The 24,107-nt window shown below is 68.5% G+C and carries 24 protein-coding genes; 5 read left to right on the plus strand and 19 right to left on the minus strand.

Annotated features, from left to right (window positions below; translation table 11 throughout):
* The first annotated feature begins 22 nt into the window (after positions 1–22).
* A complete protein-coding gene (locus M6444_RS05805; protein ID WP_298324052.1) occupies positions 23–955 on the plus strand; it encodes a 5'-3' exonuclease in 933 nt (310 codons plus the stop codon).
* A 19-nt stretch (positions 956–974) separates the two neighbouring features.
* Positions 975–1,400, plus strand: coding sequence for a VOC family protein (locus tag M6444_RS05810; protein ID WP_298324055.1), 426 nt, complete (start codon positions 975–977; stop codon positions 1,398–1,400).
* An 89-nt stretch (positions 1,401–1,489) separates the two neighbouring features.
* Here the strand turns inward: M6444_RS05810 and M6444_RS05815 are convergent, their stop codons facing one another.
* Together M6444_RS05815 and M6444_RS05820 are read right to left on the minus strand one after the other, a co-directional pair.
* On the minus strand, positions 1,490–2,533 hold the full coding sequence (locus tag M6444_RS05815; RefSeq protein ID WP_298324058.1) for a serine hydrolase domain-containing protein: 1,044 nt from the start codon (positions 2,531–2,533) through the stop codon (positions 1,490–1,492).
* A 26-nt stretch (positions 2,534–2,559) separates the two neighbouring features.
* Entirely contained in the window at positions 2,560–3,573 is a 1,014-nt protein-coding gene (locus M6444_RS05820) for an NAD-dependent epimerase/dehydratase family protein (RefSeq protein ID WP_298324060.1), read from the minus strand.
* 109 nt (positions 3,574–3,682) lie between these two features.
* Between M6444_RS05820 and M6444_RS05825 the strand changes: the two genes are divergently transcribed.
* Together M6444_RS05825 and M6444_RS05830 are read left to right on the plus strand one after the other, a co-directional pair.
* A complete protein-coding gene (locus M6444_RS05825) occupies positions 3,683–4,327 on the plus strand; it encodes a PadR family transcriptional regulator (protein WP_298324062.1) in 645 nt (214 codons plus the stop codon).
* Positions 4,324–5,553, plus strand: a complete 1,230-nt coding sequence (locus tag M6444_RS05830) for an NAD(P)/FAD-dependent oxidoreductase (protein WP_298324065.1) — start codon at positions 4,324–4,326, stop codon at positions 5,551–5,553. The genes M6444_RS05825 and M6444_RS05830 overlap by 4 nt, the downstream gene beginning before the upstream one ends.
* Here M6444_RS05830 and M6444_RS05835 read toward each other — a convergent pair.
* The 7 genes from M6444_RS05835 to M6444_RS05865 all read right to left on the minus strand — a co-directional run bounded on the left by M6444_RS05835 (position 5,546) and on the right by M6444_RS05865 (position 12,625).
* A complete protein-coding gene (locus M6444_RS05835) occupies positions 5,546–8,290 on the minus strand; it encodes a DEAD/DEAH box helicase (protein ID WP_298324068.1) in 2,745 nt (914 codons plus the stop codon). The two genes, M6444_RS05830 and M6444_RS05835, sit on opposite strands and share 8 nt — an antisense overlap.
* Positions 8,291–8,299: 9 nt before the next feature.
* On the minus strand, positions 8,300–9,184 hold the full coding sequence (locus tag M6444_RS05840; protein WP_298324071.1) for a YegS/Rv2252/BmrU family lipid kinase: 885 nt from the start codon (positions 9,182–9,184) through the stop codon (positions 8,300–8,302).
* Positions 9,185–9,188: 4 nt separating this feature from the next.
* Positions 9,189–9,992: a twin-arginine translocase subunit TatC gene (tatC, locus tag M6444_RS05845; protein WP_298324073.1), complete on the minus strand. Its 804-nt coding sequence runs from the start codon at positions 9,990–9,992 to the stop codon at positions 9,189–9,191.
* Between the two features lie 84 nt (positions 9,993–10,076).
* Positions 10,077–10,364, minus strand: a complete 288-nt coding sequence (gene tatA, locus M6444_RS05850; protein ID WP_298324076.1) for a Sec-independent protein translocase subunit TatA — start codon at positions 10,362–10,364, stop codon at positions 10,077–10,079.
* Positions 10,365–10,410: 46 nt separating this feature from the next.
* Positions 10,411–10,638 (minus strand): hypothetical protein, encoded by a 228-nt coding sequence (locus M6444_RS05855; RefSeq protein ID WP_298324079.1) that lies wholly within the window; start codon positions 10,636–10,638, stop codon positions 10,411–10,413.
* Between the two features lie 11 nt (positions 10,639–10,649).
* Positions 10,650–11,654: a WYL domain-containing protein gene (locus tag M6444_RS05860; RefSeq protein ID WP_298324082.1), complete on the minus strand. Its 1,005-nt coding sequence runs from the start codon at positions 11,652–11,654 to the stop codon at positions 10,650–10,652.
* Positions 11,651–12,625: a WYL domain-containing protein gene (locus M6444_RS05865; RefSeq protein WP_298324184.1), complete on the minus strand. Its 975-nt coding sequence runs from the start codon at positions 12,623–12,625 to the stop codon at positions 11,651–11,653. Before M6444_RS05865 ends, M6444_RS05860 begins: the two co-directional genes overlap by 4 nt.
* 56 nt (positions 12,626–12,681) lie before the next feature.
* On the opposite strand from M6444_RS05865, the gene M6444_RS05870 reads away from it, so the two are divergent.
* On the plus strand, positions 12,682–13,800 hold the full coding sequence (locus tag M6444_RS05870) for a DUF3866 family protein (RefSeq protein WP_363326253.1): 1,119 nt from the start codon (positions 12,682–12,684) through the stop codon (positions 13,798–13,800).
* A gap of 36 nt (positions 13,801–13,836) precedes the next feature.
* Here M6444_RS05870 and M6444_RS05875 read toward each other — a convergent pair whose 3' ends face one another.
* The 10 genes from M6444_RS05875 to M6444_RS05920 form a co-directional block, all read right to left on the minus strand.
* Positions 13,837–14,196, minus strand: coding sequence for an FKBP-type peptidyl-prolyl cis-trans isomerase (locus M6444_RS05875; protein WP_298324087.1), 360 nt, complete (start codon positions 14,194–14,196; stop codon positions 13,837–13,839).
* Position 14,197: 1 nt separating this feature from the next.
* Positions 14,198–15,259: an FKBP-type peptidyl-prolyl cis-trans isomerase gene (locus M6444_RS05880; protein WP_298324090.1), complete on the minus strand. Its 1,062-nt coding sequence runs from the start codon at positions 15,257–15,259 to the stop codon at positions 14,198–14,200.
* Between the two features lie 118 nt (positions 15,260–15,377).
* The gene (gene pafA, locus M6444_RS05885; RefSeq protein WP_298324092.1) at positions 15,378–16,739 is read right to left on the minus strand and encodes a Pup--protein ligase; all 1,362 of its coding nucleotides are present in this window, start codon (positions 16,737–16,739) and stop codon (positions 15,378–15,380) included.
* Positions 16,740–16,748: 9 nt separating this feature from the next.
* A complete protein-coding gene (gene prcA, locus M6444_RS05890; protein WP_298324187.1) occupies positions 16,749–17,477 on the minus strand; it encodes a proteasome subunit alpha in 729 nt (242 codons plus the stop codon).
* A gap of 34 nt (positions 17,478–17,511) precedes the next feature.
* A complete protein-coding gene (gene prcB / locus M6444_RS05895; protein WP_298324094.1) occupies positions 17,512–18,357 on the minus strand; it encodes a proteasome subunit beta in 846 nt (281 codons plus the stop codon).
* Positions 18,358–18,579, minus strand: coding sequence for a ubiquitin-like protein Pup (locus M6444_RS05900; protein ID WP_298324097.1), 222 nt, complete (start codon positions 18,577–18,579; stop codon positions 18,358–18,360).
* A gap of 162 nt (positions 18,580–18,741) precedes the next feature.
* Complete coding sequence (gene dop / locus M6444_RS05905; protein ID WP_298324100.1) at positions 18,742–20,253, minus strand: depupylase/deamidase Dop; 1,512 nt, start codon at positions 20,251–20,253, stop codon at positions 18,742–18,744.
* 67 nt (positions 20,254–20,320) lie between these two features.
* Complete coding sequence (locus M6444_RS05910) at positions 20,321–21,334, minus strand: Gfo/Idh/MocA family oxidoreductase (protein ID WP_298324102.1); 1,014 nt, start codon at positions 21,332–21,334, stop codon at positions 20,321–20,323.
* A gap of 73 nt (positions 21,335–21,407) precedes the next feature.
* Positions 21,408–23,093 (minus strand): proteasome ATPase, encoded by a 1,686-nt coding sequence (arc, locus tag M6444_RS05915; RefSeq protein ID WP_298324105.1) that lies wholly within the window; start codon positions 23,091–23,093, stop codon positions 21,408–21,410.
* 109 nt (positions 23,094–23,202) lie between these two features.
* Positions 23,203–24,096 carry a tRNA (adenine-N1)-methyltransferase gene (locus M6444_RS05920; protein WP_298324110.1) on the minus strand — a complete coding sequence of 298 codons (894 nt, stop codon included), beginning with the start codon at positions 24,094–24,096 and terminating at the stop codon, positions 23,203–23,205.
* Between the last annotated feature and the right edge of the window lie 11 nt (positions 24,097–24,107).

Consider the following 24,107-nt stretch of genomic DNA (forward strand, 5'->3'; position numbering starts at 1 on the left):
CGCTCGCGTCTAAGCTGCGTGCATGGCTAGGGACCACAAGCTTCTCCTGCTGGACACGGCGTCGCTGTACTTCCGGGCTTTCTACGGAGTTCCGGAGTCGATCACCGCGCCGGACGGCACCCCGGTGAACGCCGTACGCGGCTTGCTCGACTTCATCGCCCGGCTGGTGACCGACCGCTCCCCCGACCGGTTGGTCGCGTGCCTCGATGCCGACTGGCGCCCTGCCTTCCGGGTGGAGCTGCTGCCGACCTACAAACAACACCGGGTCGCTGATCCCGCGACCAATGCCGAACAGATCCCGCCCGCGCTCGAAGCGCAGGTGCCGGTCATCCTCGAGGTCCTGGACGCGTTGGGCCTCGCGCACGTCGGGGTTCCGGGTTTCGAGGCCGACGACGTCATCGGCACGTTGGCGACCCGTGACACCGGCCCGGTCGACATCGTCACCGGTGACCGCGATCTGTTCCAACTGGTTGACGACGCGCGCGGAGTACGGATCCTCTACACCGCCCGAGGGGTCGGCAAGCACGAGATCGTCGACGAGTCCGTCGTGGCGAGCAAGTACGCCATCCCCGGCCGGGCGTACGCCGATTTCGCCACGCTGCGCGGCGACCCGAGCGACGGCCTGCCCGGCGTCTCCGGTGTCGGTGACAAGACGGCCGCCACGCTCATCACGCGCTTCGGCGACGTGCCGGGCCTGCTCGCCGCGCTCGACGATCCCGCGGCCGACCTGTCGCCGACGCTGCGGCGCAAGCTGGCCGACGCCCGCGACTACCTCGCCGTCGCGCCGGCGGTCGTCGCGGTGCGCACCGACGTGCCGCTGCCTGACTACGACGACGCGTTGCCCAGCGAGCCCGCCGACCCGGAAGCGCTGGTCGCCCTGGGCGAACGGTGGGGCATCGACTCCTCGCTCAACCGCGTGCTCCATGCCCTGCGGGGCCGTTCGGTATCAGCGTGATGACAGAGAGGAGCCCGCGATGCAGTGGAGTCTCGAGGTCGTGATCGTTCCGGTCAGCGACGTGAACCGCGCCAAGGCCTTCTACGCCGACCAGTTGGGGTTCGTCGTCGACCACGACACCCCGATCGCCGAGGGCACCCGGATCGTCCAACTGACACCACCGGGATCGGGCTGCTCCATCGTCATCGGCGAAGGTGATGCCGTCCCCGCGATGGAACCCGGTTCGCTCAAGGGCCTGCAGCTCGTCGTGCCGGACATCAACGCCGCGCGTGCCACGCTGCTCGAGCGCGGCGTGAACGTCAGCGACGTCCAGGTCCTCGGCGCCAACCCGCAGCCCATGCCCGATCCTCTCGACAACGTCGGCTTCGTGTTCTTCAACGACCCCGACGGCAATGCCTGGGCCGTCCAGCAGATCTCGTCACGTGGGCACGACGGCCGGCCCTGAGCTGGACGTCAGCGGCGTCGGCTGCGCGCCGGTCGGGAACCGGCAGTGCCTGTCCTGTCATCAACGCCGGCCCGATCGCTCGCAGCAGCTCACCGGCCGTGATCGCGGGCGTGTTGGACGCGATCGCCACAGCTCGCTCGCCGTCGGGAACCCACGCGATGACGACCTCGTGCCCGATATCGCCGCCCCCACCTGTACTGGTCAGAAACGGCTGACCGTAGTCCGATGCCGGGTGGGCGACCCAGCCGGGAGTCTCGGACGCGTCGTTGATCAAGGTAGTGCCGTTGATCAGGTCTACGGCGTCCGGCGCGATGATCTGTCCGGTGAACAACGCGTGTGTCCATGCCGCGAGATCCGGCATCGTCATCAGCGAGGTCGCCGTTGCCCTGCAGAGCCCAGTGCGGTCCTGCGAAGTCGCCCATGGCGCTGGTCGCTCCCGCCCGGTGGTAGCCGATCGCGCGCGGCCCGGCCGCGGCCGGTCGGCCATCCCAGAAGCCACCGGCGACATCACCGTCGGGCAATCGGAGGATCCGCGCCGTGAGGTACTCACGGAAGCTGGTCTGGGCCGCTTCCTCGACCACGGCCGCCAGCAGGGTGTAGCCGGAGTTCGAGTACAGGTGATCGGTGCCCGGCGTGAAGGCCGGCCGCATGGTGTTGATCGCGGCGATCGCCTGGCTACGGCTCAGCGGCTCGTGGTCCGCACCATGTGAACCGCTCAGCCCGCTGGTGTGCAACAGAAGCTGCTTGATCGTGGCGTCCGCTGCCGCACCACGTAACCCGGGCACGACATCTCCCGCGCGGTCGGTCAAGGCCACGCGCCCGTCGTCGACCAGGCCGGCGACCGCTGCGGCGGTGAATGCCTTGGACACCGACCCGATGCTGTACACGGTGTCTGGTGTGTTGGGCATGCCGTCGGATCGATCCGCCTCGCCGAAGCCGGCACGACAGTCGAACTCGCCGGCGGTCGAGACGGCGATGGATCCGCTGAACCCCGCGTCCTCCCACGCGCTGAGCGCTTCGATGAGCTCGGTTGGACACTCGGGCGCGCGCTCGCCATCACTCAGGTCGCCGTCGCCCGCACATGCCGCGAGGAACACCAAGGTCGCAGCGGCAACACCAACACGTCGTCTCATGAGCAACGAACGTAGGCACGGGCGTGTTAACCGGTTGTGAACGGTGACGCCGACGCCAGGATGGCCGCTTCGGTCTCGGCGCTCAAGCCGACCGGTGAGCGGTCGTCACGCTGCGGCGCCGCGCCGTCGACCTCGCGCAGCCATGCCCACGTGTCGGCCACGGTCTCCTCGATGGGGCGCGGCTGTAGCCCGGTCTGGTACGCCTTGGTGACGTCGCCGGTGTGCAGGCCGAGTTCGGAGTACGGATGGCCCGGCGGGATCCACACCGGGAGGTCGTTCCACGGCTCCACGCCATGGGCGAGGACCTGCTCCGGCCGCACCCAGACCAGCTCGGCGACGTGACCCGTCACGTCGACACAGCTCGACAACAGCTGCTGCATCGTCGCGTGTCCCTGAGCGCTCACGACGTTGAACGCGCCGCCGATACGTCGTTGAGCGCAATCGAGCAGCCAGCTGGCCAGGTCACGGGCGTCGATGTACTGCAGCGGCAATTCCGGCGGCCCGGGCGCCAGCATGGGGCCACCGCGACTGGCACGCAACAGCCACCAGGGCAACCGGCCGACGTCTTCGTACGGTCCGATCACCAGGCCGGCCCGCGCGCACAAGGCCTGGTCGCCGAACGCGGCCTGCGCCGCCAGTTCTCCCCCCGCCTTCATCTCGGCGTAGGAGCCGTCCTCGGCGTCAGGTGACGAGGCCACGACCGGGGCGGTCTCGTCCGCGCCGACGGCCAGCGGCGGGCGGTACACCGAGCGGCTGGACACGTAGCCGTAGTGGCCGACTCGACCGGACAACGCTGCCGCGCTGTCGCGGACCGCTCGTGGGATCCCGGACCAGGTGTCGACCACCGCGTCCCATTCCCGTGTGCGCAGGGGCGTCAGGCTGTCCGGGTCGAGCCGGTCGCCACGGAGGCACTCGACCCGCGGGTGAGCGTTGCGGGACTGGCCGCGATTGAACGTCGTCACCTCCCAGCCGCGCTCGACTGCGGCATCGACGACCGCGCGGCCGAGGAAGGCGGACCCACCGAGCACCAGAAGACGCATCGTCACATCTTCTCATCACTGGGGCTGGTGAGTTCCCCAGGCACTCGCCGCAAACCGCGATGAACAGGGTAGTTTTACAAGACTAGTTTTACGTGACTACATTACGCCCATGGCGAAGCGACGCACAGACGCATCCCGCCGGCCGGTCAGCAACCTGCTTGGTCTGGCGGTCCTGTCGTACCTCACCCAGCGCCCGATGCACGCCTACGAGCTGCAACGCCAACTGAAGGAGAATGACGCCGCCGGCACATTCAGGTTGAGCTATGGGGCGCTCTACAGCGTCGTGCGCCAACTGCTCCGCGAAGGCTTCATCGCCGTGGCCGGCTCCGGTCGTACCGGGAACCAGCCCGAGCACACGATTTACGAGCTGACCTCGGCCGGAGAGGCTGAGATGCGCTCCTGGCTGCGTGAGCTGCTCGCCACGCCCCGGCACGAATATCCCGCCTTTGCCGCTGCGTTGTCACTGGTGATCGTCCTTCCCCCGGCCGAGGTCACCGAGCTGCTGCGTACGCGGCTCGACCGCATCGAGCACAACGCCGACGACATCGAGCGCCGCAAGGACGACGTCGTCGGCGCCGGCGTGCATCCGGTCTTCCTCGTCGAGGACGACTACCGGGTCGCGCTGCTTCGCGCTGAAGCCCGATTCATCCGCGAGCTGATCGAGCGCATCAACAATCCCGACGCCGGCTGGTTCAGGACCTGGGACCACTACCACTCCGGTACCGCGTCCCCACCCGAAGGAGAGCAGTCATGAGCGCACCACGCAGTGCGGTGGTCGTGGGCGGCGGCATCGCCGGATCAGCTACGGCGATCGCCCTGACCAAGGCCGGTATCGCGACGACCGTACTGGAAGCTCGCTCGACCGCGGCCGATCTCGACGGCGTCATGCTCACTGTGGCCACCAACGGCATCAACGCCCTACGCGCCATCGACGCCGACCATTGCGTCACCGGGCTCGGATTCCCCACGCCCACGATCACGTTGCGCACCCACACCGGCAAGCGCCTGGGCGACACCTTCACCGGCGGCCTCCTACCGGACGGCACGCAGAGTCAAACGGTGCGCCGGGCCGATCTCAGTGCCGCGCTGCGCGACGAGGCACGCCGACGTGGCGTCACCATCCGTGAGGACAGCCGGGTGGAACGCGTCGCTGAGCACCCCCACGGCGTGCGAGCCGTCCTGGCCGACGGCGCCGTCGTCGAGTCCGACATCCTGATCGGCGCCGACGGCGTCCACTCGACCGTGCGCTCGTACATCGACCCGGAGGCCCCGCGGCCGGCCTACGCCGGCCTGCTGACCACCGGCGGCTACGCCTCGGCCGTCGAGGTCGATGCCAACCCGGGTGGCTACGAGATGATCTTCGGCCGGCGCGCCTTCTTCGGCTACGCCGTCGCCCCCGACGGTGAGATCTGGTGGTTCGTCAACCTGCCCGAACCGAAGGAGCCACCGCGCACGCAGCTGCGCGCCGTACCCGCCCAACGCTGGCGCGAGACGTTCCAGAGGGTGTATGCCGACGACGCCGGGCCTGCTCTGGACCTCGTCGCGGCGACCCCGGACTTTGCCCCGATGACGTCGATCCACACGATGGCGCACCTGCCACGGTGGCACACCGACCGGATGATCGTCGTCGGCGACGCTGCGCATGCTCCGTCACCGACCTCGGGCCAGGGAGCATCGCTGTCGATCGAGGACGCCGTCGTCCTGGCCACCGCCCTGCGCGACGCGCGCACGCCCGCAGAGGCGTTCGCCGGCTTCGAGTCCGTCCGCAGGCCCCGGGTCGAGAAGATCATCAAGGCGGCTGCACGCATCAACAACACCAAAGCCCCAGGGCCGGTCGGCAGGCTGCTGCGTGACCTCATGTTGCCGACGATCCTGCGCCTGACCGCCGACACCAAGAGCGCCCGCGAGACGTACGAATACCGCGTGGAGTGGGCCGGCCCAGGCGCCTCAGCATTGGGGAGCCGGACCGAGCTCAGCTGAGCGTCGCGTAGGCCACGACCCCGCGCCGCAGCGATCCCGACGCGAGCCGCGCCGTCTCGCGCAGCGGAGTGCCCGCCGCGGCGACGGCGATCTGGTCGAGCAGGTCGAGCAACTGGCGCACCGCACGTACGAAGTCGCCGGCGGCCAGATCGGCTTCGTCCAGGACCACCTCGAGCCGGTGCCCGCTCGCCCACCGCCAGGCGGCTTGCGAGAAGCCCACATCGGGCTCACGCAGGAAGTCCAGCCCGTGCTGGGACTCCAAATGATCGAGGTCGTTCCACAGCCTCGTCATGCTCGCGAGGACGTCGCGTACCCGGCCGTTCTGCACGTGCGCGACGACGCCCTCGTCGGGCTGGCGGGACTCGAACGTCAAGGCCGCGACGCAGGCGGCCAGCTCGGCGGGGTCGAGATCGTTCCACATGCCGGTGCGCAGGCATTCGGCGGCCACCAGGTCGAGCTCCCCGTAGAGCCGGGCCAGGCGCCGCCCAGGCCCGGTGACCTCGTCGCCGTCGAGGTAGCCCAGGTCGTCCAGGACCGCGCAGACTCGGTCGAACTGCCGCGCCACGGTATTGGTCCGCGACTCCACCCGCCGCGAGAGCTGGTGGTTCTCGCGCTGAAGCCGGAACCAGCGCTCCGCCCAGCGAGCGTGCTCCTCACGGTCCGGGCAGCCGTGACACGGGTGGGCCCGCAGCTCCCGCCGCAGCCGGTGCAGCTCGGGATCGTCGGCAGCGGCCGATCGCGGCCGTCGCGGCCGGTGACCACGACCGGAGTGGTCGGCCGGGATCTTGGACCGCAACGCCGCGGCGAGATCGCGCCGCGAGGCCGGCACCTTCGGATTGAACGAACGCGGGATCCGCATCGAGGTCAGCGGCTCCACCGCGGACGGGAAGTCGATCAGGGAGAGTTTGCGGACCTGACGACCCTCGGTGAGCACGGTGGGCCGCGGACCGTCGCCTTCGCTGCCGCCGCCCGACATGCCTGGATCGAGCACCACGGCGTAGCCGGCGAACTTCCCCCGCGGAACCCGGATGACGTCGCCCGCGCGGAGCTTTTCCAGTGCCGCAACAGCCGCGGCCCGCCGTTGTGCGGTGCCTTCGCGGGCCAGCGCGGTCTCGCGGTCCTTGATCGCGTGCCGAAGCCGCCAGTATTCCTCGAAGTCGCCCAGGTGACAGGTCATGGCCTCGCGGTAGCCGTCGAGGCCTTCCTGGTTGCGGCGCAACTGCCGCGCCAGGCCCACCACGGCGCGGTCGGCCTGGAACTGCGCGAACGACGACTCCAGGATCTCGCGCGCGGCGTTGCGCCCCACGCGGTCCACGAGATTGACCGCCATGTTGTACGACGGGCGGAACGACGAGCGCAGCGGAAACGTCCGGGTGGAGGCGAGCCCGGCCACGGCCGTCGGGTCGAACCCCGGCTGCCACAGGACCACCGCGTGGCCTTCGACGTCGATGCCACGACGTCCCGCCCGCCCGGTCAGCTGCGTGTACTCACCGGGCGTGATGTCGGCGTGGGTTTCGCCGTTCCATTTCACCAGCCGCTCGATGACCACCGAACGCGCCGGCATGTTGATGCCCAGCGCCAACGTCTCGGTAGCGAACACCACGCGGATCAGGCCACGAACGAACAACTCCTCGACGACCTCTTTGAACGTGGGCAGCATGCCCGCGTGGTGGGCAGCCACCCCGCGCTCCAGGCCGTCGGCCCATTCGTAGTAGCCCAGCACGCGCAGGTCGTCGTCCGGGATGTCCGCGCAGCGGCGCTCGATCACCGCGCGGATCTCGTCACGCTCGTCGGCCGAGGTCAGCCGGATACCGGCACTCAGGCACTGCTGTACGGCCATCTCGCATCCCGCCCGGCTGAACACGAAGACGATGGCCGGGAGCAGATCAGCAGCCTCGAGCCGGTTGACCACCTCGACCCGGCCAGGCGTGTAGACCCCTCGCGGGCGCCGGTTCCCGTAGCCGCGACCCTGGCGGCCACCGTTGCGTCCCACCCGGTGGTCATCTCTGGCCAGCCGGGTCAGCTGTGGGTTCACCACCCGCTTGGCGTCGGCGCCGGAGCCGGACTGGGCAAACAGGTCGAGCAGCCGCGGCCCGACCATGACGTGCTGCCACAACGGCACCGGGCGCTGCTCCTCGACCACGACGTCGGTGTCGCCGCGCACCGTGGTCAGCCACTCGCCGAACTCTTCGGCGTTGGACACCGTCGCCGACAGGGAGATCACGCTCACCGAGTCGGGCAGGTTGATGATGACTTCTTCCCACACCGCTCCGCGGAACCGGTCGGCCAGGTAGTGGACCTCGTCCATCACCACGTAGGACAGCCCGTCCAGCGTGTGCGAACCGGCATAGATCATGTTCCGCAGCACCTCGGTCGTCATCACGACTACCGGTGCCTCGCCGTTGACGGTGTTGTCGCCGGTGAGCAGGCCCACCGACTCCTCACCGTGGCGCGCGACCAGATCGTGGTACTTCTGGTTCGACAGCGCCTTGATCGGCGTGGTGTAGAAGCATTTGCGGCCCTCCTCGAGGGCCAAGTACACGGCGAACTCGCCGACCAGAGTCTTGCCGGCGCCGGTAGGGGCAGCCACCAAGACGCCACGGCCTGCTTCGACGCTGCGGCACGCTCGAACTTGGAAGTCGTCGAACTTGAAGCCGTACTGAGACCGGAACCGGTGCAAATGCGGTTCACGCTGGCGCTGCCTCGCGGCCGCGTAACGCTCCGCGGGCGAACTCATGCCCCTACGTTAACCCGATGCGGGGACGTACACCCGCTGGGCGCGACCGACGAGATCGAATGTGCGGGGCAGCGGCCCGAGACGTTCGCCGTCGACATAGGCCGTGACGTCGGCCGCATCGAGTTTGACTCGCCGGGCCCGGTGCACCGAGACGAACGGGTACGTCAGGTGTTTACCTTGGCGCACCCGCGGAAACGCCCGGAGCAACGTCGCCTTGCTGACCGGCGATACGACCAGCACGTCGAACACCCCGTTGTCGGGTTCCGCACCCGGTGTGATCCGCATGCCCCCGCCGTAGGACGGCAGGTTGCCGACTGCCACCAGCATCGCCTCGGTGTCGAGAACCTGGTCGTCCAGCTCGATGTGGTACGAGATGGGTTTGAAGACGCCCAGCTCGGCGATCGTGGCGACGTCGTAGCGCCGCGGACCTTTCGGCCAGCGCATTCGGTTGACGCGATCGTTGACACGGGCGTCGAACCCGGCGGCGACGACGCCGGCGAACCACTGGCCGTCGGTCCGGCCCAGATCGATCTCGCGCTCGGCACCGGCGACGATGACATCGGCGGCGGCGACCGGATCTTTCAGCGGCAACCCCAGCGATCGAGCGAGGTCATTACCGGTCCCGGCCGGAATGACGCCGAGGACGGTCTCGGCGCCACCCACGGCTTGCAGCCCCAGGTGCACCATGCCGTCGCCGCCGACCACGACCAGCGAGCGGGCGCCGGACTCCACGCTCTCCAGCGCCAGGTCACCGGCCTCACGGACGTCGCGACCGGTCAGGACCCGCACCGGCAGGCCCGCCTCGGCCAGACGCGCCGCGGCCCGGCGCCCGGCCCGTGCTCCCCGCCCTCGACCGGACGTCGGGTTCACCAGCAGCGCGATCTCGTCGGTCATGACCTCAGCCGTCGTCGTCGATTCGGCCCAGGCGGTCGAGCTCGTCGTCCGGGGTCGCCTCGTCGTCGGCCAGCTCGGATCCGAGCACGCGGCGGCGCCGGCGATCGAGCACCCGGCACACCAAGACCGCGACTTCGAACAGCAGCCACATCGGCGTCGCCAACACCATCAGCGAGAGCGGATCACCCGTCGGTGTCGCGATGGCGCCGAAGCAGAAGATGCCGACGATCACCCACCGGCGCGCCGAGGACAGCGTCTCGTGCCGGAGGACGCCGACCACGTTGAGCAGCACCACGAAGATGGGCAGCAGGAAGCCGATGCCGAAGACGAGAACGATGCGGATGACGAAGCTGAGGTAACTGCTGAAGTCGACGATGTTGCTGACGTCGTCGGTGGGCGTGAAGTTCAAGAGGAACTGCATGGCCCGCGGCATGATCCACATCGCGAGCAGAACGCCGAGGGCGAACATCGGCACCGCCGCGCCCACGACGGCCGCCGCCCACCGCTTCTCGTTGCGGTACAGCGCCGGAGTGACGAAACCCCAGATCTGGTAGATCCAGACCGGTGCGCCGAACACGAGGCCGGTCAACATGGCGATCTGCAGCGGAACGACCAGCGGATCGGTCATGTTGCGGAAGTTCATCTCCGCCTGCGCGTCGGTGGCCGCCGCGGCATCCTGGAACGGATCGGTCAGGAAGCTGATGATCTGGTCGCGAAAGACGAACCCGACAATGCCGAAGGCGACGACCGCTAGCGCGGATTTGAGCACGCGCGAGCGCAACTCGCGCAGGTGCTCACTCAGAGTCATCCGGCCTTCGGGATCGCGCTCCGGCTTCGAGCCCTTGCCCCGACGGCCTATCACTGTGGCCACGTCAGTGCGACGTCAAGCAGCTCAGGCGTCGTGCTTGGACTGCTCGTTCACCGGCGCGCTCTGTTCCGGCTGTGCCGTGGCCGGCGGCTCGACGGCTCGCTGGGTTTGCGCCGGACCCGAGTCGTTGCGCTCGCCGGCGGAGTCCGCCGACTTGTCATCGTCGCCGCTCACCAGGCCCTGTGTCTCAGCCTTGAAGATCTTCAACGACCGTCCGAGGCCCCGGGCGGCCTCCGGCAACCTCTTCGCCCCGAACAGCACCAGCACGATCGCGAGGACGATGATCAGCTGCCAAGGTCCGATGTTACCCATGGTCGACCTCTTCCTGACGGGTGACGTCCCGTCGATGCTATCCAGACTACGTCGTGGGCCGGTCTGTGCCGTCCGCCCGGCGCGCAGGCACGCCCGGTGGATCCGACGATACAGATCCTACGGCGGTGTCAAGCTCGCGGAGAAGATCGTTCATCTCCCCCGCCAGCACCGTGGTCTTGCGCACGACGGCGACCCCGGCCGCGACGACGACCACGATGGCCACCGCGAACAGGAACCCGAGCGCTACGAAGAGCCAGATCGCCAAGCTGGACATTGCCGCAGACTCTACTGCAGTCCGTAAGCGGCCAGGGCCTCGCGCGCCGAAGCGGTGACCTCCGCAGACAGGTCCGGTGGGTCGACGATGCGCCCGGAGTCGCCGAGGCGCAGCGCAAGGCGGCGTACCCACTGTCGATCGCGCGCTCGTAGGCGCAGCCGGAGCCCGCCGTCGGCCAGCTCCTCGGCGCTCTCGTGGGGGTAATAATCGGCCACCCAACGTCCGGCGGTCGTGAGCTCGATTGTCACCAATTCGTCATCTGGCGACGGCTGGAACAGTCCGGCGTCGAGGTCGCGCGGGCGCACGTCGGTGGGAATCTGCGCCGGTGTGTCGAGTAGGTGGATGCCGAGAACGCGGTCGAGGCGGAACAGTCGCACGGCCCCGGCGCGGTGGCACCATCCTTCCAGGTAGAGCCGCCCGTCGACGACGACCAGGCGCATCGGGTCGACGTCGCGTTCGGTGGCCTCGTCGCGCGCCGGGACCCAGTACGACAGGTGCAGCCGGCGCTGGTCGTCCAGGGCGGCGCGCACGGTGGCCGCGACCTCGGCCACAGCATCGCCGTCAACCTTGACCTGCACCGATGCCGCCTGCTCGGCCATCTCGCCGGCAGCGTCCTCGAGCTTGGCCACGGCCCGCTCGATGGCGCCGCGGTCGAACGAGCCGGGCACCGAGGCGAGCGTACGCAGCGCGACGATCAGCGCCACCGCCTCGTCGGTGCGCAGCCGCAGCGGCCGCGCCAGGTAGTCGGCGTTGGCGACATTGATGACGCCTTCGCCTTCCACGGCCTCCATGTCGACCTCGATGTAGTCACCCATCTGCAGGCCCGGCAGGCCGGAGAACCACAGAACCTGCAAGTCGCGGATGACTTGACGTTCGCTGACCCCGAACAGCCGGGCGACCTCGGACACCGGGGTGCTGGGGTGGGAACGCAGGTACGGCAGCATCGACAGCAGCCGTGCGACCTGCGCGGGCGCGCTGTCGGAGCGCCGCGGACGGCGTCGCTGCGGTGTCGTCATGCCGACGCCTTCACGATGGCCTGCAGGCGCTGCACCACCGCGTCGCGCAACTCCGGCGGATCGAGCACGACCACGTCGGCCGCATGCACGACGAGTTCCTCGGCCAGGTCCTCGGGGCTGGAATAAGTCACGGTGACCTCGTCCCAGCCGGGCTCGTCGCCGGCTTCGACCAACGCCGCCCGCCGCCGCAGCGCGTGCCCAGTGCCGGTCCGGACGCGTAGGCGCGCGCGGGAACGCTGGGCCTGTTCCGGCGGCGCCAGGTTGGCGGCCGCCTCGCGCACGACCTCCAACGGAGGTACCTCGAAGCCGCCGGCGGGGCCGTCGGGTTGAACGTTGTCGACGATGCGCGACAGGCGGAACATGCGCGGCGCCTGGCGATCGACGTCGTACCCCACGACGTACCAGCGCCCGTGCCACGACAACACGCTCCACGGCTGGAGGTGGCGCAACAGCGGCTGGGTGCCGGCGCTCTTGCGGTGCCGGAACCGCACGGCGCGCCGATCGCGCACGGCCTCCCACAGCGGCCAGAACGCCGGTTCCTCGCCGCCCACCCGAGGCTCGACGGCGCTGATCGAGCGAGTGTCGGCCTCGATGCCGGCAGCCTGCAGCTTCAGCACCGCCGCGCTCGATGCCGCCGACAGGAAGGTGTGTTGCCACATCCGCGCCGCCAGGCCCACGACAGCGGCCTCGTCCGGCTCGAGCCGGATCTCCGGCAGCTCGAACTCCTGGCGATGGATGCGATAGCCCGGCTCTTCGTCGCCGAAGGGATCGAACGAGCCGGTCTCGATGGGAATGCCGACCTCGCGCAGCTCTTCCTTGTCGCGCTCGAACATGCGCTCGAACGCCTCGTCGCTCTGCCCGCCGTATCCCCCGACCACCTGGCGGATGCGGCTTTTCGGCACATACCCGCGCGCAACGAGCAGGCAGATGACCAGATTCATCAGCCGCTCGCTCTTCGCCGCCTGCGACATGCTCACAACCCCAATCCCCTGACACCGCGAGATTAGCGGGTCGCTAGTCTCAGCGCGTGATTCGGTGGCGCAACGGCGTGGTGACCAATGTGAAGACCTCCTGGCCCGGTGCGGCGGAGCTGGCCGTGGACGTGGCCGGAGTGGAGATACGGGCGCTGGCCTACGTCGATCTGGTCGGGCTGCCTCAGCCTGGTGACCGCGTGGTACTCAACACGACGGCGCTGGACATGGGGCTGGGCACCGGTGGCTACGCCCATGTCGTGGCGATCCCCGACCGGCTGCCCGCGGACCCGCCGCCAGCGCCGGGGCACCTGGTCAAGGCGCGCTACACGCCCCTGCAGACCACCGTTCTCGGCGTCGACGAGCAGGACTCCCAGTGGCATGCGACGCTGCGCGATGCTGACGACCTGGACGGTATGCCCGTCGTCGTCGCCGACCTGCACTCCGCGCTGCCGGCCATCCTCGCCGGAGTATGGAGCACCGAGGACGCGCAGGCTCCGCTGCGTTCCGACGACCGCCCGGCCGGTCCGGTGCGGGTGGTCTACGTCATGACCGACGGCGGCGCGCTGCCACTACGGTTCAGCCGCACCGTGGCCGAGCTGAGCAGTGCCGGGCTCCTGACGGCGACCGTGACGGTCGGACAGGCCTTCGGCGGTGACATCGAGGCGGTCACCCTCCACACGGGCCTCCTGGCCGCCAGGCACGTGCTCCAGGCGGACGTCGCCATCGTCACCCAGGGCCCGGGAAACCTCGGTACCGGTACGCGCTGGGGTTTCTCCGGCGTCGCGTGCGGAGAAGCGATCAACGCCGCTGTCGTGCTGGGCGGGCGGCCCGTGGGGTCGTTGCGGATCAGCTCGGCCGACCCACGTGGCCGCCACCACGGCGTGTCTCATCACAGCCTCACCGCTTACGGCAAAGTCGCGCTGGCCCCCGCTGACATCGTCGTGCCCGACCTGCCCGGCGAGTTCGGCCAGAAGGTCCACACCCAGGCGCAGCGCCTGGCCGGGCGGCACCACGTGGTCACCGCACCGGTGGCCGGCTTGGAGGAGGAACTACGCCGCGTTCCCGTGCGGCTGTCGACGATGGGGCGCGGGCTCGACGATGATCCGGAGTACTTCGTCGCCGCCGCCGCGGCCGGCGCGCACGCCGCCGCCCTCCTGCGCCACGACGGTTGACCGAACGCCGGCTGCGCGCGCCCCGCGGCCGAGACCTCAGCTGACCGCCAGCAGGTCGACGACGAAGATCAGGGTTCGGCCGGACAGCCGATGCCCGCTGCCCGCGGGGCCGTACGCCTGATGGGCCGGCACCACGAGCTTGCGCCGCCCACCCACACGCATTCCGGGGATCCCCCGCTGCCAACCTTCGATGACGCTGTCCAGCGGTAGCTCCGTCGGCTTACCGCGGTTCCACGACGCGTCGAACTCCTCACCGGACTCGAAGTCGACCCCGGCATAGTGCACCAGGACCGTCGCGCCGGGCGGCGCCTCCGCGCCGGAACCGACCACGACGTCGGTGATCTCGAGCTCGTCCGGAGGCGCATCCCCCGGAAAGTCGATCTCCGGGCGTTCCATGTCAGAACGTGCCGATCACGTCGATGACCAGCACGAGCGCGGTGCCACCGGACTCACCCTGGGTGGGGTTGTCCGCCGCGGCGATCCGCGTGACGACCCGGGTGCCCACGGTCTGGTCCTGCAACGCCTCAGCGAGGCCCGGGATACCGGTCAGCTGCTGCGGCGCCAGCACGATCGGCGTCTGGTTCTCATCCCACGAGCTGATGGCGTCCGCCCCGTCGGGGTAGGACGCCTGCACCATGTTGACGACGATGTTCGTGCCCAGCTCTTTCCCGTCGCCGTTGATCACGACGGTCGAGTCGGACTGCTCCGGCGGCTCGGCGTCGGCCAGGTCGATCGTCGGCGCAGCGCCGTCGTTGGACTCGACGCTCGGCATGCCCTCGGGCAGGTCCTGCACCGGCTCCCCCGACGCCGTCGCCGTCGCGCCGATCGTGTCGACGATGTCGACGACGAACACCAGCGTGTCGTTCTGCAGGTCGTGTCCGTCGGAAGCGCCGTAGCCCTGGTCGGGCGGGATGGACAGCAGCACCCGCGAGCCCACCTTCTGACCGGCCAGGCCTTCCTTCCACCCCGGAATGACCGCATCGAGCGAGAAGCCCGCGGCCTCGCCGCGATCGTAGGAGTTGTCGAAGACGTACGGCTCCGCATCGCCCGACGAAGCGGGGTCGTCCGTGGACTCCTCGGAATCTTGCGGGGACGCTCCGCCTCCGGCGGCGCCGTCCTCAGTACCTTCAGTACTTTCAGTACCTTCGGCGCCCTGGTCCGCGGGCTCCTCCGGCGCCCGAGGCTCCCACGTCTGGCCCAGGTAGTCGGCCACCACGACGTCGGTCGGAGCCACTTCGGCGCCGTCGCCCTCGGAGAGAACCTCGACCGCGAGTTCCGCGGGCGGCGCGTCGTCCGGGATGGACAGCTCCGGCTTCTCGCCGACGTCCCCGGAGACCTCGACACCGATGTCAGAGGAGACGACGGCACCGTCGGAGTCGGAGTCAGAGTCCGAGCCGCAGGCCGTCAGGGCGAGCGCGGACGTCGCTAGCACGGCCACGAGGGCCTGTCTGGTGCGCACTGTGGACAAGTCCTTCGATCAGATTGATGTTCAGAGCTGACGTTTTCGCAAGCGGTTACTTTAAGACAGCGACCTGAGAACTGCCTGAGCGCCCCAGTCGTCCGCGGCCCGCAGCATCTCACATACCGTCGATCAACCGTGCCACCCGCTCGTCGACCGACCGGAACGGGTCTTTACACAGTACCGTGCGCTGGGCCTGATCATTGAGCTTCAGGTGCACCCAGTCGACGGTGAAATCGCGGCGGCGTTCCTGCGCACGCTTGATGAACTCACCGCGGAGTTTCGCCCTGGTCGTCTGCGGCGGGACCGACTTCGCCTCGAACGTGTCGAGGTCACGAGACACCCTCGACACCCCGCCGCGTCGTTCGAGCAGGTAATACAGCCCTCGGCCCCGGTGGATGTCGTGGTAGGCCAAGTCGAGCTGGGCGATGCGCGGATGAGTCAGGGTCATGTTGTGCCGGGCCCGGTAGCGCTCGATCATCCGGTACTTCGTGACCCAGTCGATCTCTCGTTCGACCAGGGACAGATCCCCGGAGTCGACGGCCTTGATGGTGCGCTCCCAGAGGTCGAGCACCCGGCGCACCGTCGGCGTGGCGATCTCGCGCCGCTCGACGAAATCGCGAGCCTTGGTGAAGTACTCCTCCTGGATCTCCAGCGCCGAGGCTTCCCGGCCGCCGGCCAGGCGAACCTTGCGCCGGCCGGTGATGTCGTGGCTGATCTCGCGAATGGCCCGGATCGGGTTCTCCAGCGTCAGATCGCGCAACCCGACACCGGCCTCGATCATGCGCAGCACCAGATCGGTGGCGCCGACCTTCAGGAGGGTCGTGCACTCGTTCATGTTGGAGTCGCCGACGATGACGTGCAGACGGCGGTAGCGCTCGGCATCGGCATGCGGCTCGTCGCGCGTGTTGATGATGGGCCGGCTGCGGGTGGTGGCGCTGGAGACGCCTTCCCAGATGTGCTCGGCACGCTGGCTGACGGCGTAGACCGCGCCGCGAGGCGTCTGCAGCACCTTGCCGGCTCCGCACACGATCTGGCGGGTGACCAGGAACGGAATGAGGACGTCGGCCAGCCGGGAGAACTCGCCGTGCCGCCCGACGAGGTAGTTCTCGTGGCAGCCGTAGGAGTTGCCCGCGGAGTCGGTGTTGTTCTTGAACAGGTAGACGTCGCCGGCGATGCCTTCTTCGGCCAGCCGCTTCTCCGCGTCTACCAACAAGCCTTCGAGCACGCGTTCGCCGGCCTTGTCGTGAGTCACGAGGTCGACGACGTTGTCGCACTCCGGCGTGGCGTACTCGGGGTGGCTGCCCACGTCGAGGTACAGCCGGGCGCCGTTGGACAGAAAGACGTTGCTGCTACGTCCCCAGGTGACGACCCGCCGGAACAGGTAACGCGCCACCTCGTCCGGAGACAGCCGTCGCTGGCCGCGGAACGTACACGTGACACCGTATTCGTTCTCGAGCCCGAAGATGCGACGGTCCATGACTCGACCTTAGCCGCCCGGCTCGTCAGTCTCCGCCCCAACTTGGCCACGGTCGAGCAACGAGTCGAGTGCAGACGAGGGGATCCGGCGGAACGCGCGCCGAGCGCGGCCCCGATCGAGCACGGCCACTTCGAGCGATGCGGTGGGCAGTTGGCGCGGTTCGTTGTCGTTGTCGCGCCCGAGCGCGTCGACGGCCAGGCGCAGCGTGCCCTCCAACGAGGCACCGCCGGGCGTCATGTGCTGCCCCACGTACTTGCCGACTTGCTCGGCGGCTCCACCCATGACGGCGAAGCCGTTCTCGGCAGCCACCGAACCGTCGTAGGTGATGCGATAGATCTGATCTTCGGCCATCGTCGTCCCCAGCTCGGCCACGACGAGCTCGACCTCGTACGGCTTGGGCTCTTGGGTGAAGATGGTGCCAAGCGTCTGCGCATAGACGCTGGCCAAGGCACGTCCCGACACGTCGACCCGGTCGAAGGAGTAACCGCGCAGATCGGCCAGGCGGACACCGGCCTGGCGAAGGTTCTCGAACTCGTTGTACTTGCCCACCGCGGCGAACGCGATCCGGTCGTAGATCTCACTGATCTTGTGCAGCGACGGCGACGGGCTCTCTGCAGCGAACAGAATCCCGTCCGTGTACTGGATGACGACCACGGACCGGCCGCGCGCGATGCCCTTGCGGGCGTAGTCCGCCCGGTCCTTCATGATCTGCTCGGGCGAGACGTATCCGAACTGCATCGACACCGGTCTTCCTCTCGGGGGTACGGGGGGCTCAGCTCAGTGGGGCGCGGGGGCCGTCGGGCCGCTCGTTGCGGCCGGCCACGACCCCTTGCACGACCTCGGCGACAGCGGACTCGGGCTGTCGCCGGAAGCCGTTCTCGTCCACCACCGCGACGATCGGATAGATGTGTCGTTGCATGTCGGGTCCGCCGGTGGCTGAGTCGTCATCGGCGGCGTCGAACAGCGCCTGGACGGCGACGGTGGTGGCACCGTCGACGTCGAGGTCGCTGTGGTGCAGCTTCTTCAGGGCGCCGCGAGCGAACACCGAGCCCGAGCCGACGCCGAAGAACGCGTGTTCCTCGTAGCGTCCGCCGGTGGGCTCGTACGAGAAGATCCGCCCGGCCTGTTGGCCGTGGTCGTACCCCGCGAACAGAGGCACGACCACCAGGCCTTGCATCGCCATGCCCAGGTTGCCGCGAATCATGTGGGACAGGCGGTTCGCCTTGCCCTCCAGCGACAGGACCGTGCCTTCGATCTTCTCGTAGTGTTCGAGCTCGAGCTGGAACAACCGGACGATTTCGGCTCCGATGCCGGCCGAGCCCGAGATCCCGACCGCGGAGAACTCGTCGGCCTGAAAGACCTTCTCGATGTCGCGTTGCGCGATCATGTTGCCCATGGTGGCCCGTCGATCGCCTGCCATGACGACCCCGCCCTGGAACGTCGCGGCCACGATCGTGGTGCCGTGGGGCGACAGACTCGACAGGTCGGTGCCGGCATTGTTCAACACGCGATTACCCGGCAACAGCTCAGGCGCGTGCTGCCGAAGGAAGTCGGTGAACGACGACGTCCCTGGGGCCAGGAACGCCGCCGGCAGGCTGCCCAAACGGGTCACGTCCACTTACTCTCCACCCTTCTGCACGAACGAGCGCACGAAGTCTTCAGCGTTTTCTTCCAGCACGTCGTCGATCTCGTCAAGGATGGAGTCGACGTCGTCCTCGATCTTGTCCTGCCGCTCCTTGAGCTCTTCGCTCGACTCCGCGGCAGTGGTCTCCTGGACCTCGGCATCTTCGTTCTTCCGGGGCTGCTTGTGCTGCTGCCCGCCAGTGGTCTCTCGCGCCATCGCCAACCTCCGTGCTGGTCGCCTTGACTCGACCCTATCCACTTCCGCGTCGATATCGTGCCGCCCGGGCCCACTCGTGGACACCTGGATACGTTGGTTACGCCGAGAGCGAAGTACCGGGTCCGGCAGGTGGGCGGTCCGGCCCAGGGCACGGCCTGGTGATCACCGCGTCGTCAACGCGCTGACCAGGTCATCTGCAGTATCGCATCGATCGACCAGCTCGCCGACGTGGGCCTTGGTGCCGCGCGTGGGGTCGAGCGTGGGGACACGCTGCAGCGCCTCGCGCCCAGGTAGATCGAAGATGACCGAATCCCACGACGCCGCGGCGATGGCATCGCTGTATTTGTCCAGACAGCGGCCGCGGAAGTACGCCCGGGTGTCTTCCGGCGGGTCGTGCACCGCCGCGTCGACCGCTTCGTCGTCGACCAACCGCCGGATCCGTCCCTTGTCCACCAGCCGCTGGTACAGCCCGCGCTCCGGCCGGATGTCAGCGTACTGCAAGTCGATCAGGTGCAGCTTGGGGTGCGACCAGTCCATGCTGTCGCGCTGGCGGTAGGAGTTCAACAACGCCAGCTTGGCCACCCAGTCCAGCCGGTCGGCCAAGGACATCGGGTCGGTGGCCAGCGCGGCCAGCGTCGACTCCCACAGGTCGAGGATCGCCACGGTCTCGGCGTCGGCGTCACCGCCGTAGCGGTCTTCGACGAACTTGCGGGCCTGCTCGGCGTACTCGGTCTGCACCTGGACGGCGGTCAGCCGTCGACCGTCAGCCAGTTCGACCTCGTGCCGCAGCGAGGGGTCGTGTGACACGTTGTGCAACGCCGCGACCGGGCGGGTGATCGTCAGGTCGCCGCTGAGGAACCCGTCCTCGATCATCGCCAGTACCAAGGCGGTGGTGCCGAGCTTGAGGTAGGTGGAGATCTCGGACAGGTTGGCGTCGCCGATGATGACGTGCAACCGGCGGTAACGCTCCGGGTCGGCGTGCGGTTCGTCCCTGGTGTTGATGATCGGCCGCTTCAGCGTCGTCTCGAGCCCGACCTCGACTTCGAAGTAGTCGGCGCGTTGCGAGATCTGGAAGCCTTCGCCGCTACCGTCCTGGCCGATGCCGACTCGCCCGGCGCCGCATATGACCTGCCGCGACACGAAGAACGGAATGAGATGGCGCACGATGTCGGCGAACGGCGTGGAGCGCTCCATGAAGTAATTCTCGTGGCAGCCGTAGGACGCGCCCTTGTTGTCGACGTTGTTCTTGTACAGCTGGATCGGCGCCGCGCCCGGCATGCTGCCCGCCCACCGGGCCGCCGCGGCCATGATGCGCTCGCCGGCCTTGTCCCACACCACCGCATCACGCGGCGAGGTCACCTCGGGTGAGGAGTACTCCGGGTGCGCGTGGTCGACGTACAGCCGCGCCCCGTTGGTCAGGATGAGGTTCGCCAGCCCGATCTCTTCGTCGGTGAGCTGACTGGGGTCGGCGCCTGCGCGCGAGATCTCGAAACCCCGCGCGTCTCGCAGCGGGTTCTCCTCCTCGAAGTCCCACCGTGCCCGCCGCGCGCGGGCGCGCTGGGCGGCGTAGGCATTGACGACCTGCGACGAGGCCAACATCGAGTTGGCCGCAGGGTTGCTGGGCACCGAGATGCCGTACTCGGTCTCGATTCCCATGATGCGCCGGACACTCATGTCACGAGCCTACGTGGCTCCGGCGAAACCGTCGCCGTCCGAGGCCGTCCGGTGTCGGAGCTCGCCGTCAGCTCATCGGGGCGGGATCGGGGTACTGCACGCCGAGGCTTCGCAGCGCCTCGTCGAGGATCCGCATGACGTCGATCGTGTCGGACAACGGCATCTGCGCGCACTCCGTGCGGCCTTCGCGCACCGCCTGAGCCACCGCACGCAGCATCGGCACGTAGCCACGGCCTTCGCGGTCGGCGTCGTGCAGTTCGGGCTCCTCGACCCCGCGGGCCGGTGTGTGGACGTAGCGGATCAGGGCCGGTGAATGGAACCGCGGTGGGATCTCGATGCGGCCCTCGGTCCCCAGAATCACCGCGCCGCCGGGCACGGGAGACACCAGCGACGCTTCCAGATGCGCTCTGGCGCCGCCCGGCCAGGACAGCATCAGGCCGGCCTCCGCGTCGACGCCGCGAGCAGTCAGCGACCCGGTGACTCGGACCTCGGCCGGGGTACCCAGCAGCATCTGAGCGAAGGCGACCGGGTAGACGCCGACATCAAGCAGCGCGCCGCCGCCCAGCGCCGGATCCCACAACCGGTGGTGCGGGTCGTCCGGACCGATCATGCCCAGCTCGGCGCTGACCGAGCGCACCTCGCCGATTCGGCCGTCGGCGACCAGCTCGCGCACCTTGACGATCAACGGGTTGAACCGCGTCCACATCGCTTCCATGCAGAACACGCCGCGCTCGCGGGCGAGAGCGACGAGCTTCTCGGTATCGGCCAGCGTGGTGGTGAACGACTTCTCACACAGCACGGCCTTGCCCGCCTCGAGCGCCGATCGCACGATGGCCGAATGCTGGGCGTGGGGCGTGGCCACGTACACGACGTCGACGGCGTCGTCGTCGATCAGCGCGTCGACGTCGTCGTACGCCTGATCGATGCCGAACTCCTTGGCGAACGCCTCGGCCCGGGCACGTTCTCGCGAGCTGACCGCCGCCACCCGGCTGTTCTCGAGCAACTGGAGATCGCCGGTGACGCTGTGGGCGATGTTTCCGGTGGCGACGACGCCCCACCCGATGCTTCGTTGGGAATTCATCCCGCGCACCCTACCGGTGGACGAGGCGCCCACCGGTAGGGCGTCCGGGCGCGTCGCGCGACAGCCGGGCGATCTACAGGTACTGCCCGGTGTTGGCGACGGTGTCGATGGAGCGGCCCGCCTCGCTGCCCTGCTTGCCCGAGACCAGGGTTCGGATGAACACGATGCGCTCGCCCTTCTTGCCGGAGATGCGCGCCCAGTCGTCGGGGTTGGTGGTGTTGGGCAGGTCCTCGTTCTCCTTGAACTCGTCGAAGCACGCGGTCAGCAAGTGCTGGACCCGGATGCCCTTGGTGCCGGTCTCGAGCAGGTCCTTGATCGCCATCTTCTTCGCCCGGTCGACGATGTTCTGGATCATCGCGCCGGAGTTGAAATCGCGGAAGTACAACACTTCCTTGTCGCCATTGGCGTACGTGACCTCGAGGAAGCGATTCTCGTCGCTCTCGGCGTACATCCGCTCGACCGACCTTTGGATCATCGCGGCCGTCGTGGCCTCCGGGTCGCCGCCGTGTTCGGCGACGTCGTCGGGGTGCAGCGGCAGGTCGGCGGTGAGGTACTTGCTGAAGATGTCGCGGGCGGCTTCGGCGTCCGGCCGCTCGATCTTGATCTTCACGTCCAGCCGCCCGGGCCGCAAGATCGCGGGGTCGATCATGTCTTCACGGTTGGACGCGCCGATGACGATGACGTTCTCGAGGCCTTCCACGCCGTCGATCTCGGACAGCAATTGCGGCACGATCGTGTTCTCGACGTCGGAGGACACGCCGGAGCCGCGGGTGCGGAACAGCGAGTCCATCTCGTCGAAGAACACGATGACCGGGGTGCCTTCGCTGGCCTTCTCGCGAGCACGCTGGAAGACCAGCCGGATGTGCCGCTCGGTCTCGCCGACGTACTTGTTCAGCAGCTCCGGACCCTTGATGTTGAGGAAGTACGACTTGTGCTCCGAGAGCCCCTTGGTCTGCGCGATCTGCTTGGCCAGGGAGTTGGCGACGGCCTTGGCGATGAGCGTCTTGCCGCATCCGGGCGGGCCGTAGAGCAGCACCCCTTTCGGGGGCCGCAACTGGTGCTCATGGAACAGGTTGGCGTGCAGGAACGGCATCTCGACGGCGTCGCGGATCTGGTCGATCTGGCGCGCCAGTCCACCGATGTCGGCGTAGTCGATGTCGGGGACCTCTTCGAGGATCAACTCCTCGACCTCGGACTTCGGGATGCGCTCGTAGACGAAGCCGGCCCTCGGTTCGAGCAGGACGGAGTCGCCGACCCGCAGCCCGGTGTCCTGCAGCGGCGAAGCGATCCGGACGACGCGCTCGTCATCGGTGTGGCCGATGACCAGGGCCCGTTCGCCGTCGGCGAGAAGCTCCTTGACCATGACGACCTCGCCGACCCGCTCGTATTCCAAGGCGCGTACGACGTTGAGCGCTTCGTTGAGCATGACCTCCTGGCCTGGGCGCAGCTCGTCGGTCTCGACGTCGGGGCTGACGGCGACGCGCAGCTTCCGCCCGCCGGTGAACACGTCGACCGTGCCGTCGTCGTGTTTGACCAGGAAGGTTCCGAACCCGGACGGAGGCTGAGCGAGGCGGTCGATCTCCTCTTTGAGCGCCACGATCTGGTCGCGGGCCTCGCGAAGTGTGGCGGCCAGCCGCTCGTTCTGCGCGTTGACCGACGCCAGGCGCGCCTCGAGGAAGGCCACCTCACCAGCCATGTCGGACGGCTCACGGCCCGAGCCTCGGCGCCCGTGTTCGAAGCCATCGTCGTACGAAGCCATCTCGCACCTCCTCGGAAGGGGGTCGTCTATAGCCAGACCCTACAGTCGCAAGCCTCGTTCGCCACGCACGTGATCAACGATTGGCCAGAAGGTGACTTTCGTCGCGGGACTAACGTGTCGAATCGCCCTCGCCGTTCTGGGCCGCCGGCGCCGGGCGTCGCCGTCGAGCCGGCGGCGCGACGCCGGGAGCCATCCGGCGCGCGGTCATCAAGAACCCGGTGTGTCCGATCATCCGGTGGTCCGGGCGCACGGCCAAACCCTCCACGTGCCACGTTCGCATCATCGTCTCCCACGCGGCCGGCTCGGTGAACCAACCGCTGTCGCGCACGGTCTCGACGGTGCGCGACAGCTGCGTGGTCGTCGCTACGTAACAGCAAAGCACGCCACCGGGCACCATCACACCCGCGACGGCCTCGATGCACTCCCACGGAGCGAGCATGTCGAGGACCACCCGGTCCACGTGGTCGTCAGTGATGGATTCAACCAGGTCGCCGACCGTCACCTGCCAGGGCGAATGGTCCTCGCCCAGATACCGTTTCACGTTCTGCCGCGCGATGTCGGCGAAGTCGGCCCGCCGCTCGTACGAATGCACGAAACCGTCGGGACCCACCGCGCGCAACAAGGACATCGTCAACGCCCCGGAACCGACTCCGGCCTCGAGGACCCGGGCCCCCGGGAAGATGTCAGCCATCCCGATGATCTGTGCCGCGTCCTTCGGATACACGACCGTGGCCCCGCGCGGCATCGACAACACGTAGTCGGTCAGCAGCGGCCGAAGGGCCAAGAAGGTGGTGCCGCCGGTCGACGTGACGACCGATCCTTCGGGCTGGCCGATGAGTTCGTCGTGGTCGAACGACCCCTTGTGGGTGTGGAACCGTTTGCCGGCTTCCAGGGTGATCGTGTGGTGGCGCCCCTTGGGGTCGGTCAGTTGGACCAGCTCACCCGGCTGAAACGGACGGACGGTTTCGGGCATGGTTCGGGGCTCGGATTCCGGCGAGGACATGGCGCGCAGAC

The organism is Haloactinopolyspora sp., from assembly GCF_027324685.1.
Lineage (GTDB): Bacteria > Actinomycetota > Actinomycetes > Jiangellales > Jiangellaceae > Haloactinopolyspora.

Bases quoted from the DNA above. Each gene is read 5' to 3' on its own strand.
- M6444_RS05805 (WP_298324052.1), top strand. From the start codon at position 23: ATGGCTAGGGACCACAAGCTTCTCCTGCTGGACACGGCGTCGCTGTAC.
- M6444_RS05810 (WP_298324055.1), top strand. From the start codon at position 975: ATGCAGTGGAGTCTCGAGGTCGTGATCGTTCCGGTCAGCGACGTGAAC.
- M6444_RS05815 (WP_298324058.1), bottom strand. From the start codon at position 2,533: ATGAGACGACGTGTTGGTGTTGCCGCTGCGACCTTGGTGTTCCTCGCG.
- M6444_RS05820 (WP_298324060.1), bottom strand. From the start codon at position 3,573: ATGCGTCTTCTGGTGCTCGGTGGGTCCGCCTTCCTCGGCCGCGCGGTC.
- M6444_RS05825 (WP_298324062.1), top strand. From the start codon at position 3,683: ATGGCGAAGCGACGCACAGACGCATCCCGCCGGCCGGTCAGCAACCTG.
- M6444_RS05830 (WP_298324065.1), top strand. From the start codon at position 4,324: ATGAGCGCACCACGCAGTGCGGTGGTCGTGGGCGGCGGCATCGCCGGA.
- M6444_RS05835 (WP_298324068.1), bottom strand. From the start codon at position 8,290: ATGAGTTCGCCCGCGGAGCGTTACGCGGCCGCGAGGCAGCGCCAGCGT.
- M6444_RS05840 (WP_298324071.1), bottom strand. From the start codon at position 9,184: ATGACCGACGAGATCGCGCTGCTGGTGAACCCGACGTCCGGTCGAGGG.
- tatC (WP_298324073.1), bottom strand. From the start codon at position 9,992: ATGACTCTGAGTGAGCACCTGCGCGAGTTGCGCTCGCGCGTGCTCAAA.
- tatA (WP_298324076.1), bottom strand. From the start codon at position 10,364: ATGGGTAACATCGGACCTTGGCAGCTGATCATCGTCCTCGCGATCGTG.
- M6444_RS05855 (WP_298324079.1), bottom strand. From the start codon at position 10,638: ATGTCCAGCTTGGCGATCTGGCTCTTCGTAGCGCTCGGGTTCCTGTTC.
- M6444_RS05860 (WP_298324082.1), bottom strand. From the start codon at position 11,654: ATGACGACACCGCAGCGACGCCGTCCGCGGCGCTCCGACAGCGCGCCC.
- M6444_RS05865 (WP_298324184.1), bottom strand. From the start codon at position 12,625: ATGTCGCAGGCGGCGAAGAGCGAGCGGCTGATGAATCTGGTCATCTGC.
- M6444_RS05875 (WP_298324087.1), bottom strand. From the start codon at position 14,196: ATGGAACGCCCGGAGATCGACTTTCCGGGGGATGCGCCTCCGGACGAG.
- pafA (WP_298324092.1), bottom strand. From the start codon at position 16,739: ATGGACCGTCGCATCTTCGGGCTCGAGAACGAATACGGTGTCACGTGT.
- prcA (WP_298324187.1), bottom strand. From the start codon at position 17,477: ATGCAGTTCGGATACGTCTCGCCCGAGCAGATCATGAAGGACCGGGCG.
- M6444_RS05900 (WP_298324097.1), bottom strand. From the start codon at position 18,579: ATGGCGCGAGAGACCACTGGCGGGCAGCAGCACAAGCAGCCCCGGAAG.
- dop (WP_298324100.1), bottom strand. From the start codon at position 20,253: ATGAGTGTCCGGCGCATCATGGGAATCGAGACCGAGTACGGCATCTCG.
- M6444_RS05910 (WP_298324102.1), bottom strand. From the start codon at position 21,334: ATGAATTCCCAACGAAGCATCGGGTGGGGCGTCGTCGCCACCGGAAAC.
- arc (WP_298324105.1), bottom strand. From the start codon at position 23,093: ATGGCTTCGTACGACGATGGCTTCGAACACGGGCGCCGAGGCTCGGGC.
- M6444_RS05920 (WP_298324110.1), bottom strand. From the start codon at position 24,096: ATGTCCTCGCCGGAATCCGAGCCCCGAACCATGCCCGAAACCGTCCGT.